The sequence below is a fragment of the Achromobacter sp. 1011791174 genome (genome assembly GCF_059760925.1).
Map to the genome: position 1 here is coordinate 84314 of NZ_JCBANH010000001.1, position 11130 is coordinate 95443.

Here is an 11130-nt window from a genome sequence, read left to right on the forward strand (position 1 = left end):
GCAGCCACCATGTCCGCAGCAACGCTCTTTTCCCGCCCCACCGCAGCGCCTGCCGCGCGTCCCTCGGACGATGCGCGCGACCGCCTGCGCGTGCGGCTGGAAGAGGCCGCGCTGAACGCCACGGCCGTCTCCGCGCAGCTGCTCCACGACGGCTGGCTGGTGCGTTTTGCGCCGTCAGCGGCCAAGCGGGTGCGCAGCATCAATGTGCTGGGGTTATCCACACGTCCGCTCGATGAGCGGCTGGCGTATTGTTCTTCGTTGTACGCGCGCCGTGGCCTGCCGATGCTGTTCCGCCTGACGTCCATCGGACCGGATTTTTCCCTGGACGACAAACTGGCCGCGCGCGGCTATGCACTGATCGAAGAAACCCGCGTCATGTCCGCGCCATTGGCGCCTCGGCCGCAGGCCGCGCCTGCCGGGCTGACGTTCGCAATGGTGGATCCGGTCCGCTTTGCCGATGAAGTTGGACGCATGCGCGGCGCCTTGCCGCAGCATGTCGAGGAACATCGCGTACGCCTGGCGGGGTTGGCTGTGGATATCTCGCCGGTGCTGGCGCATGCCGGCGACGGCCGTTGCGTGGCTGCGGGATTGGCCGTGCGCGATGGCGACTTGCTGGGCCTGTTCGATATCGTTACGCATCCCGATGAACGGCGCAAAGGCCATGCCGGCGCGCTGGTGGAATATTTGTTGGCCGCAGGCGCGGCCGACGGCGCGGCAACCGCCTATTTGCAGGTGGAGCCGGACAATGCCGCCGCACGCGCCTTGTACGCCCGCTACGGTTTCAAAGACTGTTACGCGTATTGGTACCGCCTGCCCGCCGAGCAGGCGGCCGCCTGAGCCCGGCTCGGGATACAAAAACAGAAGGAAAGAGGATTTAACTATGGCCACCAAGAAACCCAAGGGTTTGGGTCGCGGACTGGATGCCCTGCTGGGCGCTGACGCGCCCGCCATCGAGAATATCGGCAAGGCGCAGGCCAAGCCCGAGGGTCCGCCGTCCACCTTGCCCGTCTCCAAGATGCGCGCCGGCAAATACCAGCCGCGCACGCGCATGGACGAGGGCGCCTTGGGCGAACTGGCCGAATCGATCCGCACGCAAGGCATCATGCAACCCATTCTTGTGCGCGAACTGGGCGAAGAACCCGGACAGTACGAAATCATCGCCGGCGAGCGGCGATTCCGCGCGGCGCAGCTGGCCGGCCTGAAGGAAGTGCCGGTGCTGGTGCGTGAAGTGGCCGACGAGCACGCCGCCGTCATGGCGCTGATCGAGAACATCCAGCGCGAGGACCTGAACCCGCTTGAAGAGGCGCATGGCGTGCGCCGCCTGCTCGACGAGTTCGGCCTGACGCACGAACAGGCGGCCCAGGCCATCGGCCGTTCGCGCTCGGCGACCAGCAATCTGCTGCGCCTGTTGAACCTGGCCGCGCCGGTGCAGACCATGCTGCTGGCCGGCGATGTGGACATGGGCCATGCGCGCGCGCTGCTGGCCGTGGACGCGGCCACGCAGATCCAGCTGGCTAATCAGATCATCGCCCGCCGCCTGTCGGTGCGCGAGGCCGAGAAGCTGGTCGCCAAGACCGCCAAGGATGCCGAGTCGGCATCGGCGCCGCGCAAGAAGGCCAATGGCGTGTCGCGCGATCTGACGCGCCTGGAGGAAGCCTTGTCCGATCACCTGGGCACGCGCGTCGCGCTCAAGGTCGGCGCCAAGGACAAGGGCCAGATCGTGATCGACTTCCACGGCTGGGAACACCTGAATTCCTTGCTTGAACGCCAGGGCCTGTCCGGAGTAGTCGATGCCTGACGCGCTGCCCGTGGTGGCGGTGTTGGCGACCGGCGGCACCATCGCCGGCGCCCAGGCCGACGCGACCTCGGCCGGCTACAAGGCCGGCTCCTTCTCGGTGGACGATCTGTTGGCCGCCGTGCCGCAGCTGGCGGGGATTGCCCGCATTCGCGCCGAGCAGGTGGCCAACGTCGGCAGCCAGAACATGACGCATGACGTCTGGCGCGCGCTGGCCGCGCGCGTGGATGCCTTGTGCCAGGACGCGTCCGTGGCCGGCATCGTCATTACCCACGGCACGGACACGCTGGAAGAGACCGCGTATTTCCTGAGCCTGGTGGTGCGCCACGACAAGCCTGTCGTGCTGGTTGGCGCGATGCGACCGGCCACCGCGCTGGGCGCCGAAGGTCCCGCCAATCTGTACAACGCGGTGGCGCTGGCGCGCCATGCCGAGGCCGGCCGCGGGCCGCTGGTGGTGATGAACGAGGACATCCACTACGCGCGCGAGGTGCAGAAGATCGCCAGCGCCGGCCTGTGCGCGTTCAGCTCGCCCAATCGCGGCCGTGCCGGTGTCATGCACGGCGGTGTGCCGAAGTTCTATTCGCGCAATGCCACCACGCATTCCACGCAAAGCGAGTTTTCACTCGCATTGTTGGAAAAGTCGGGCTGGCCCCGCGTTGGCATCGTGTACGCGCACGCGGACCTGCAGGCCGACGTGATTGATTTCATGGCGTCCGTGTGCCAAGGCATCGTGCTGGCTGGCGTCGGGGATGGCAATGCGACCGACGCGGCCATCGCCGCCCTGACGCGCGCCGCCGCCGCAGGCGTGGCCGTGGCTCGCTCCAGCCGCACCGGCAGCGGCTTGGTCGCGCGCGACGTCGAACTCGATGACGCCGCGCTGGGCTTCATCGCGGCGGCAGACCTGAACCCGCAGAAGGCACGCATCCTGTTGATGCTGGGCCTGTCCGCCACGCGTGATCCGGCGGCGCTGCAGCATTGCTTCGAACGCTATTGAAGAGGCCGCGCGCCATGCGCTCGATCTGAGCGCACGGCGCAGTCAGGCAATCGACACCGCGCCCACCACGGATTCCAGCGCCGCATAGGCGGGTAAGGCTTGCGCCGACGCGTTGGTGACGAGGTGGTCGATGCGGTTCGCGGCGCAGTACGACATGCGGCTGCATACGCCGATCTTGCTGAAGTCGGCCAGCAGTACCCGCTGCCTGGCGTTGTCGGCCATGGCCCGCGCCACGTCGGCTTCGCGCAGGTCGTAGCTGGTGGCGCCGCATTCGGCATCCACACCCACCGGTGACAGCAGCGCCAGGTCCGCGCGATAGCGGTGGATCTCGGCCACGGTGACGCCGCCGGCGGTGGCGCAGACGGGGCCGCCCACCGTTCCGCCCAGCATGAGCACTTCATTGGCGCCGTTGCCCGCGGCGCCGATTTTCCTTGCCACGTCGAAGGAATTGGTGATGATGGTCAGCCCGCTCTGCCTGGCTAGTTCGTCGGCCAGCACGCTGGTGGTGCTGCCGGCATCCAGGAACAGGGTCTGGCCGCTGGCGGTCAGGCTGGCGGCAAGGCGCGCGATGGCGCGCTTGTACTTCACGCGGGTATGCACGCGTTCGGCGATGGGCGGCTCGCTGTGCACCGGCACCGCGCCGCCATGCACACGGCGCAGTTCTCCCAACGCTTCCAGCTCGAGCAGGTCGCGCCTGACGGTTTCCCGGGAGACCCCCAATTCGCCGACGATGCGGTCGGTCGAGACTTGCTGCAATGCAGACAGCAGCGCGCGGATTCGCTGATACCGCTCTTCTTGCCACATAACGGATGCTTCCTATCTATAGCCGGCGCGTTGCACGCCGGACGCCCGGGACGACCGATTCATGCCTAGCCGTCCCGGCGCAGTTGGCATGATACGGCCCGGGCTTGCCACGCAGGTCCCCGGGACGGGGAATTCGTCCGGATACGGAACGGCAAGCGCCCGCCGCGGCAATGGCGGATTCAAGTCGGGAGGCGGGCCAACAAAAGCTGCGCAAGAAATTGCCCACAGCCTTGTCCACAGGGTTGTTCGGAAACGGGTCGGATCGCATGGAGTCAGAGACAGCCCTGATCTTGAAACCGCCGCAGGCGCGAGGCGCGTCGTCGGCGTGGCCCATTCGCGGCATCATGGAGCGATGCCGCGCGCCCGGAATGGCCAAGAATTCGCTTTATCGCGGGCTGCCATCCAGATGTCAGAATCCGGGTTGCATTTATAGGTATATTTGCAAATTTGTGGCAAAACGTCCAGCCGGGATCTGTTTGCCTGCAACGGAACAGGCGCTTTTGCGTCAACGAACAGCAGGCAGGCGTTCGAGCCAGTGCGCGGCGCTTGCCTGACGGGTCCAAGTATCCGGGCCTGCCCTGTTTTGGAGTACAGCTATGCATACCTCGACGCCGCTCGCGGCACAGCAGTTGGCCGCCTACGCCGCATTTGCCCAGACCCTGGCGGACCGGGTTCGGCCCTTGTCGCGGCAGTGGTTCCGGCATCCCTTGTCCATCGACACCAAGGCCGACGAGAGCCCGGTCACCCAGGCCGACCGCGAAGTCGAAGCCGCGTTGCGGGCGGCTATTTCGCAGCAGTACCCCGAGCACGGCATTTTTGGCGAAGAGTATGGCGTGCAGCAGGCCGAGGCGGAATTCGTGTGGTCGCTGGACCCCATCGACGGCACGCGCGCCTTCATTTCCGGCAATCCCCTGTGGGGCACCTTGCTGGCGTTGCTGTACCGGGGCAAGCCGGTGCTGGGCTTGATCGATGTGCCGATGCTGGACGAGCGCTGGATCGGTACGCAGGGGGGCGTGTCGAATCTGAACGGACAGCTTTGTTCGGCCAGCCGCTGCGCAAGCCTGGACCAGGCCATTCTGTATGCGACTTCGCCCGATATCTTCAATACCGCCGAACTGGCCGCATTCGACGCCCTGGCGCGTTCGACGCGCATGCGTCGCTATGGCGGCGATTGCTACAGCTATGGCTTGCTCGCCAGCGGCCATGTCGACCTGGTGGTCGAGGCGGGATTGCAGCCCTATGACTATATGGCTTTGATACCGGTGATCGAAGGCGCGGGCGGCGTCATCACGGATTGGGCCGGCCAGCCGCCAGGCCTGGATTCTGACGGCCGCGTGATTGCCGCCGCGACGCCGCAGCTGCATCAGCAGGCCATGCGCGCGTTGGCGCACCTGGCTTGAAACGAATCAGGAACGGCAGCGATTCGAGCGCCGCGGTCTCGCGTTGAATGCGAGCAATCGCTTCACTTCGTGCATTGAGGTTTTACGAGCAAAGCGTCGGATATTTTGCGAGTAAAGATTTGCATATGGAAATTCATGAGCTAAAGCTTGCTTATTCATATAAGCGAGTAAATACTCATAAATTGGGCTGGGCGGCGTATCGCAAGAAGATGATGGATTTGGCTTGGTGCGCCCGGATTGCGAGAATTGCGCCATTTCTTCGGCCGGGAAGCGCATGAGGATGGAGGTTGGCCGGTCTGGCGCATAGCCGCGCTTGTGATTGGTCGGCGTGCGGGCGGGGAGGGTGTGACCGTCGTCCGTTGCGCATCTGTTGGAGGATGGGTGAAAGCGGGGAGGCGGTTCTGTCTATCTGCCGCGTCCCTTTTTGGGGTGGGCGCAAGAGGGCAGGCTGCTGAAAGGGTTGTGAGCAGAGGCAGGGCGAAACGCGGCGGTTCGGATGCGGCTTGTTTGGCCGGGAAGGGGGCAGCCTGGTCCGGCAGACGGATCAACCCGCCCTCCGGGCCCGCAGTCCCCGGGTCCGGAGGGCGCAACTTTTCCGTGCAGCGTTTCGCAGAAACCTGTAAGCTTCGCCCCCTCTGCGCGGAAACGCGGCGGAGGCAGGACTGGAAATTGGAAATTTTCGATCCCGGCGTTTGACACCGGATTCGAAAGTGTTCATAATCTCAAGTTCTCCGCTGGAGGGGTGCCCGAGTGGTTAAAGGGGGCAGACTGTAAATCTGTTGGCCTTGCGCCTACGTTGGTTCGAATCCAACCTCCTCCACCAGAGACCCTATACCTAAATCCAGGCGCGGCTAGAGCATCAGCGGCCTGGATTTTAAAATGCAAGCCCAGGGAGCTGGGCGGCCTTTGCAACGAAGGCCGTAAGGCTTCAGGGGTCTGGATTTGAAGGTGTTGGGAAGTACGAGAAGGTGAAAGGGTAGCCGCGGGTGTAGCTCAATGGTAGAGCAGAAGCCTTCCAAGCTTACGACGAGGGTTCGATTCCCTTCACCCGCTCCAAGATTTATACGCCCATGTGGCTCAGTGGTAGAGCACTCCCTTGGTAAGGGAGAGGTCACGCGTTCGATCCGCGTCATGGGCACCACAACTTCTTTTCTTCAGTCAGAAGCGCAATCCAGGTCAGGAGTCAGCCATGGCAAAAGGCAAGTTTGAACGTACCAAGCCGCACGTGAACGTGGGTACGATTGGTCACGTTGACCACGGCAAAACGACGTTGACGGCAGCCATCACGACGGTTCTGTCGACCAAGTTCGGCGGCGAAGCCAAGGGCTACGACCAGATCGATGCAGCTCCTGAAGAAAAGGCACGCGGCATCACCATCAACACCGCGCACGTCGAGTACGAAACGGAATCGCGTCACTACGCGCACGTTGACTGCCCGGGCCACGCCGACTACGTCAAGAACATGATCACGGGCGCCGCCCAGATGGACGGCGCGATCCTGGTCGTGTCGGCCGCTGACGGCCCGATGCCGCAGACCCGCGAGCACATCCTGCTGTCGCGCCAGGTCGGTGTGCCGTACATCATCGTCTTCCTGAACAAGGCTGACATGGTCGACGACGCCGAGCTGCTCGAGCTGGTGGAAATGGAAGTTCGCGAACTGCTGTCCAAGTACGACTTCCCGGGCGACGACACCCCGATCGTCAAGGGTTCGGCCAAGCTGGCGCTGGAAGGCGACAAGGGCGAGCTGGGCGAGCAGGCCATCCTGGCCCTGGCCCAAGCCCTGGACACCTATATCCCGACGCCCGAGCGTGCCGTTGACGGCGCGTTCCTGATGCCGGTGGAAGACGTGTTCTCGATCTCGGGTCGCGGCACCGTGGTGACCGGCCGTATCGAACGCGGCATCATCAAGGTCGGCGAGGAAATCGAAATCGTCGGTATCACCCCGACGGTCAAGACGACCTGCACGGGCGTGGAAATGTTCCGCAAGCTGCTGGACCAAGGTCAAGCCGGCGACAACGTGGGCATCCTGCTGCGCGGCACCAAGCGTGAAGACGTCCAGCGCGGCCAGGTTCTGGCCAAGCCGGGCTCGATCACCCCGCACACGGACTTCACGTCCGAGGTGTACATCCTGTCCAAGGAAGAAGGCGGCCGCCACACCCCGTTCTTCAACGGCTATCGTCCCCAGTTCTACTTCCGCACGACGGACGTGACGGGCACGATCGACCTGCCGGCCGACAAGGAAATGGTTCTGCCGGGCGACAACGTGACGATGACCGTCAAGCTGCTGGCCCCCATCGCCATGGAAGAAGGCCTGCGCTTCGCCATCCGTGAAGGCGGTCGTACCGTCGGCGCCGGCGTCGTCGCCAAGATCCTGAAGTAATTCCAGAAAGGGTGGAGAGGCTTTTCAAGCCCCTCTACCCTTTTTGCTGTAAAAGTAGTATGATTTCGGGTTCCGCAAGTCAACTGTGCGAAAGCACAGCAAAACAAGCGGGGTCTGATCAGAAAGTGATCAGTAGTAGTTCAGTCGTAGCGCCAATGTAGTGCCAACAGCGCCACCGCTAGCTGTGCGAAGCAGTGCCGAGCACGAGTAGTGTTTTAGGGGTATAGCTCAATTGGCAGAGCGTCGGTCTCCAAAACCGAAGGTTGTAGGTTCGATTCCTACTGCCCCTGCCACCGCCAGGATAAACCCGCGGGAGATCATCGCGAGTTACGCATTCAGGCGGCTCGCGTCGCAATATGTCTAATACCAGCGTTGAAACTGTTACCAGTACCGCCGACCGGGTCAAGCTCGGGCTGGCGGTTCTTGTCGTTATTGCTGGCATCGTCGGGTTCTCCGTGCTCAGCGCGCAACCCATGCCTGCACGTATCGGCGTGTTCGTCGGCAGCCTCGTGATCGCTTTCGCGATCGCCTGGTTCAGCGAGCCGGGCCGCCGCACCTTGAGCTTCGCCAGCGAGTCCTACAACGAAGTCAAGCGCGTGTCCTGGCCCACCCGCAAGGAAACGACCCAGATGACGGGCATCGTTTTCGCGTTCGTGGCGATCATGGGCATTTTCATGTGGGTGCTCGACAAGGGCATCGAATGGATTCTCTACGGCCTGTTGCTGGGCTGGAAATAAGGACGGCGAATGAGTAAGCGTTGGTATGTCGTCCATGTGTACTCTGGCATGGAAAAGAGTGTGCACAAGGCCCTGAACGAGCGCATCGAGCGCGCGGGCCTGCAGACGTCTTTCGGCCGTATCCTTGTGCCCTCCGAGGAAGTCGTCGAGGTCAAGGGTGGTCAGAAGTCGATCACCGAGCGCCGCATTTTCCCCGGTTATGTCCTGGTTGAAATGGACCTGACCGACGAAACGTGGCACCTGGTCAAGAATACGAACCGCGTCACCGGCTTTTTGGGTGGCTCGGGCAATCGTCCGACCCCGATTTCCGAGAAGGAAGTCGAAAAGATCCTCTCCCAGATGGAAGAGGGCGTCGAGAAACCGCGTCCCAAGATCCTCTTCGAGGTGGGCGAGATGGTTCGGGTCAAGGAAGGTCCGTTTGCGGACTTCAACGGCAACGTCGAAGAAGTCAACTACGAAAAGAGCAAGGTGCGCGTGTCGGTCACCATTTTTGGTCGCGCCACGCCCGTCGAACTCGATTTCAGCCAGGTCGAAAAGACCTGACATCAACCCCCGGGGAGCCTCGGTCCGTCTGGTCCGGGGCGATATAACCCGCAAGGAGCATAAGCATGGCGAAGAAGATCGTCGGCTTTATCAAGCTGCAAGTGCCGGCTGGTAAGGCTAACCCCTCCCCCCCGATTGGCCCGGCCCTGGGTCAGCGTGGCCTGAACATCATGGAATTCTGCAAGGCGTTCAACGCCAAGACCCAAGGCATGGAGCCGGGTCTGCCGATCCCCGTGGTGATCACCGCCTTCGCGGACAAGAGCTTCACCTTCATCATGAAGACCCCGCCTGCGACGGTCCTCATCAAGAAGGCCGCCGGCGTGCAAAAGGGCTCGTCCAAGCCGCATACCGACAAGGTCGGCACGCTGACCCGCGCCCAGGCTGAAGAAATCGCCAAGGCCAAGGGTCCGGACCTGACCGCCGCCGATCTGGACGCCGCCGTCCGCACGATCGCTGGCAGCGCCCGCAGCATGGGCATCACGGTTGAGGGGATCTAATCATGGCAAAACTGTCCAAGCGCGCCGCCGCTATCGCTCAGAAGATCGACCGCAGCAAGCTGTACCCGGTCGCCGAAGCCTTGGCCCTGGTCAAGGAAACCGCTGTCGCCAAGTTCAATGAATCGATTGACGTGGCCGTGCAGCTCGGCATCGACCCGAAGAAGTCGGACCAACTGGTTCGCGGTTCGGTCGTGCTGCCCGCCGGCACCGGCAAGTCGGTCCGCGTCGCCGTGTTCGCCCAAGGCGACAAGGCTGAAGCCGCCAAGGCCGCTGGCGCCGACATCGTCGGTCTGGACGACCTGGCCGACCAGATCAAGGCCGGTCAAATGGACTTCGACGTGGTCATCGCCTCGCCCGACACGATGCGTGTCGTCGGCGCCCTGGGTCAGATCCTGGGCCCGCGCGGCCTGATGCCGAACCCGAAGGTCGGCACCGTGACCCCGGACGTCGCCACCGCCGTCAAGAACGCCAAGGCTGGCCAGGTGCAGTACCGCACCGACAAGGCCGGCATCATCCACGCCACGATCGGCCGCGCGTCGTTCAACGTGGATCAGCTGCAAACCAACCTGGCCGCTCTGGTCGACGCCCTGCAAAAGGCTCGTCCCGCAGCTGCCAAGGGCATTTACCTGCGCAAGCTGGCCGTCTCGTCCACGATGGGCGGCGGTGCGCGCGTGGAAATCGCCTCGCTGTCGGCCTAAGCCGACGGCTGTAACGTACTTTGGGCCGCATCCGGATCCTTCCGGATGCTGCTGTCAAAGACCGCTGGAGCAGGGTGGTGAACCGGATAGTCCGCAAGGGCCCTCCAACCCGCCTCCCCGCTTAATCCCGGAGCTTGCCTAGTCCGGATCCAGCGTAGACGGCGTCCCCAGGAAGATTTCTTTATTCGAAGAACTCGACCAGGCGCCGCATTCGGTTGACGTGCAAGGCATCTGCCCCAAGCGTCTTTTGATGGAGTGTTCAAACCGTGAGTCTCAATCGTCAAGAGAAAGCGGTGGTGATCGAGGAAGTCTCGGCGGAAGTCGCCAAGGCCCAATCGATCGTTATCGCCGAGTACCGTGGTCTGGACGTCGCCTCTGTCACCGTACTGCGCAAAACTGCGCGTGAATCGGGCGTGTATCTGCGTGTTCTGAAGAACTCGCTGGCCCGTCGTGCTGTTGCCGGCACGGCTTTCGAGCCGTTGTCCGAACAACTGACCGGTCCGCTGATCTATGGCATCAGCGCCGACCCGGTTACGGCGGCCAAGGTCCTCGCAGGTTTCGCGAAAAGCAACGACAAGCTGGTCATCAAGGCGGGCGCTCTGCCCAACAACTTGCTGAACCAAGAAGGCGTGAAGGCCCTGGCCACCATGCCCTCGCGCGAAGAGTTGCTGTCGAAGCTGCTGGGCACCATGCAAGCCCCCATCGCGCAATTCGTGCGTACGCTCAACGAAGTTCCGACCAAGTTCGCCCGTGGCCTCGCCGCCGTGCGCGACCAGAAGGCCGCGGCTTAATTGCCCGTCCTTTCCGGAATTCGCTGAACGACCGAGCGACACCCAAACCCTGGCATTACCCAATATCTGGAGTTCTGAAAAATGGCACTTAACAAAGCTGAAATCCTTGACGCCATCGCTGGCATGACCGTGCTCGAACTGTCCGAGCTGATCAAGGAAATGGAAGAGAAGTTCGGCGTGTCGGCTGCTGCCGCCGCTGTGGCCGTGGCCGCCCCGGCCGCTGGTGGCGCCGCCGCCGCTGCTGAAGAGCAGACCGAGTTCACCGTTGTGCTGGCTGAAGCCGGCGCCAACAAGGTGAGCGTCATCAAGGCCGTGCGCGAGCTGACCGGCCTGGGTCTGAAGGAAGCCAAGGACCTGGTCGACGGCGCTCCGAAGCCCGTCAAGGAAGGCGTTGCCAAGGCTGACGCCGAAGCCGCCAAGAAGAAGCTGGAAGAAGCTGGCGCCAAGGTCGAAGTCAAGTAAGACCTTGCGTCATCTGCCCGGGGACAGCG

12 protein-coding genes and 4 tRNA genes are annotated in these 11130 nt (G+C 63.2%); 15 read left to right on the forward strand and 1 reads right to left on the reverse strand.

The window, feature by feature from the left end; translation table 11 throughout:
- Positions 1-9 precede the first annotated feature (9 nt).
- Genes AC6LJ5_RS00375 through AC6LJ5_RS00385 form a run of 3 tightly spaced genes read left to right on the forward strand, consistent with a single transcriptional unit; the run spans position 10 to position 2789 of the window.
- Positions 10-837, forward strand: a complete 828-nt coding sequence (locus AC6LJ5_RS00375; protein WP_498139558.1) for a GNAT family N-acetyltransferase — start codon at positions 10-12, stop codon at positions 835-837.
- Positions 838-880: 43 nt separating this feature from the next.
- On the forward strand, positions 881-1798 hold the full coding sequence (locus AC6LJ5_RS00380) for a ParB/RepB/Spo0J family partition protein (RefSeq protein WP_103271759.1): 918 nt from the start codon (positions 881-883) through the stop codon (positions 1796-1798).
- Positions 1791-2789: a type II asparaginase gene (locus AC6LJ5_RS00385; RefSeq protein ID WP_498139559.1), complete on the forward strand. Its 999-nt coding sequence runs from the start codon at positions 1791-1793 to the stop codon at positions 2787-2789. The genes AC6LJ5_RS00380 and AC6LJ5_RS00385 overlap by 8 nt, the downstream gene beginning before the upstream one ends.
- Positions 2790-2831: 42 nt before the next feature.
- Here AC6LJ5_RS00385 and AC6LJ5_RS00390 read toward each other — a convergent pair whose 3' ends face one another.
- The gene (locus AC6LJ5_RS00390) at positions 2832-3593 is read right to left on the reverse strand and encodes a DeoR/GlpR family DNA-binding transcription regulator (protein WP_498139560.1); all 762 of its coding nucleotides are present in this window, start codon (positions 3591-3593) and stop codon (positions 2832-2834) included.
- A 596-nt stretch (positions 3594-4189) separates the two neighbouring features.
- On the opposite strand from AC6LJ5_RS00390, the gene hisN reads away from it, so the two are divergent.
- The 12 genes from hisN to rplL all read left to right on the forward strand — a co-directional run bounded on the left by hisN (position 4190) and on the right by rplL (position 11101).
- Positions 4190-4993 carry a histidinol-phosphatase gene (hisN, locus tag AC6LJ5_RS00395; protein ID WP_392411108.1) on the forward strand — a complete coding sequence of 268 codons (804 nt, stop codon included), beginning with the start codon at positions 4190-4192 and terminating at the stop codon, positions 4991-4993.
- A 736-nt stretch (positions 4994-5729) separates the two neighbouring features.
- A tRNA-Tyr gene (locus AC6LJ5_RS00400) sits at positions 5730-5816 on the forward strand.
- Positions 5817-5975: 159 nt separating this feature from the next.
- Positions 5976-6049: transfer RNA gene (locus AC6LJ5_RS00405), tRNA-Gly, on the forward strand.
- 10 nt (positions 6050-6059) lie between these two features.
- Positions 6060-6134, forward strand: a tRNA-Thr gene (locus tag AC6LJ5_RS00410).
- A gap of 48 nt (positions 6135-6182) precedes the next feature.
- Positions 6183-7373: an elongation factor Tu gene (gene tuf, locus AC6LJ5_RS00415; RefSeq protein WP_103271742.1), complete on the forward strand. Its 1191-nt coding sequence runs from the start codon at positions 6183-6185 to the stop codon at positions 7371-7373.
- A 217-nt stretch (positions 7374-7590) separates the two neighbouring features.
- Positions 7591-7666: transfer RNA gene (locus tag AC6LJ5_RS00420), tRNA-Trp, on the forward strand.
- 63 nt (positions 7667-7729) lie between these two features.
- A complete protein-coding gene (gene secE, locus AC6LJ5_RS00425; protein WP_103271755.1) occupies positions 7730-8110 on the forward strand; it encodes a preprotein translocase subunit SecE in 381 nt (126 codons plus the stop codon).
- Between the two features lie 9 nt (positions 8111-8119).
- Positions 8120-8653, forward strand: coding sequence for a transcription termination/antitermination protein NusG (gene nusG, locus AC6LJ5_RS00430; protein ID WP_006389586.1), 534 nt, complete (start codon positions 8120-8122; stop codon positions 8651-8653).
- Between the two features lie 65 nt (positions 8654-8718).
- Complete coding sequence (rplK, locus tag AC6LJ5_RS00435; protein WP_006389587.1) at positions 8719-9150, forward strand: 50S ribosomal protein L11; 432 nt, start codon at positions 8719-8721, stop codon at positions 9148-9150.
- Positions 9151-9152: 2 nt separating this feature from the next.
- Positions 9153-9848 carry a 50S ribosomal protein L1 gene (gene rplA / locus AC6LJ5_RS00440; protein ID WP_103271754.1) on the forward strand — a complete coding sequence of 232 codons (696 nt, stop codon included), beginning with the start codon at positions 9153-9155 and terminating at the stop codon, positions 9846-9848.
- 266 nt (positions 9849-10114) lie between these two features.
- On the forward strand, positions 10115-10639 hold the full coding sequence (gene rplJ, locus AC6LJ5_RS00445) for a 50S ribosomal protein L10 (RefSeq protein WP_103271753.1): 525 nt from the start codon (positions 10115-10117) through the stop codon (positions 10637-10639).
- Positions 10640-10720: 81 nt separating this feature from the next.
- Positions 10721-11101 carry a 50S ribosomal protein L7/L12 gene (gene rplL / locus AC6LJ5_RS00450; RefSeq protein ID WP_006389590.1) on the forward strand — a complete coding sequence of 127 codons (381 nt, stop codon included), beginning with the start codon at positions 10721-10723 and terminating at the stop codon, positions 11099-11101.
- Positions 11102-11130: the final 29 nt, after the last annotated feature.

Excerpts from the sequence above, each read along its gene's own strand:
- AC6LJ5_RS00380 (WP_103271759.1), top strand. The coding sequence starts at position 881 with ATGGCCACCAAGAAACCCAAGGGTTTGGGTCGCGGACTGGATGCCCTG.
- rplL (WP_006389590.1), top strand. The coding sequence starts at position 10,721 with ATGGCACTTAACAAAGCTGAAATCCTTGACGCCATCGCTGGCATGACC.
- rplA (WP_103271754.1), top strand. The coding sequence starts at position 9,153 with ATGGCAAAACTGTCCAAGCGCGCCGCCGCTATCGCTCAGAAGATCGAC.
- tuf (WP_103271742.1), top strand. The coding sequence starts at position 6,183 with ATGGCAAAAGGCAAGTTTGAACGTACCAAGCCGCACGTGAACGTGGGT.
- AC6LJ5_RS00375 (WP_498139558.1), top strand. The coding sequence starts at position 10 with ATGTCCGCAGCAACGCTCTTTTCCCGCCCCACCGCAGCGCCTGCCGCG.
- AC6LJ5_RS00390 (WP_498139560.1), bottom strand. The coding sequence starts at position 3,593 with ATGTGGCAAGAAGAGCGGTATCAGCGAATCCGCGCGCTGCTGTCTGCA.
- nusG (WP_006389586.1), top strand. The coding sequence starts at position 8,120 with ATGAGTAAGCGTTGGTATGTCGTCCATGTGTACTCTGGCATGGAAAAG.
- rplK (WP_006389587.1), top strand. The coding sequence starts at position 8,719 with ATGGCGAAGAAGATCGTCGGCTTTATCAAGCTGCAAGTGCCGGCTGGT.
- hisN (WP_392411108.1), top strand. The coding sequence starts at position 4,190 with ATGCATACCTCGACGCCGCTCGCGGCACAGCAGTTGGCCGCCTACGCC.
- AC6LJ5_RS00385 (WP_498139559.1), top strand. The coding sequence starts at position 1,791 with ATGCCTGACGCGCTGCCCGTGGTGGCGGTGTTGGCGACCGGCGGCACC.
- secE (WP_103271755.1), top strand. The coding sequence starts at position 7,730 with ATGTCTAATACCAGCGTTGAAACTGTTACCAGTACCGCCGACCGGGTC.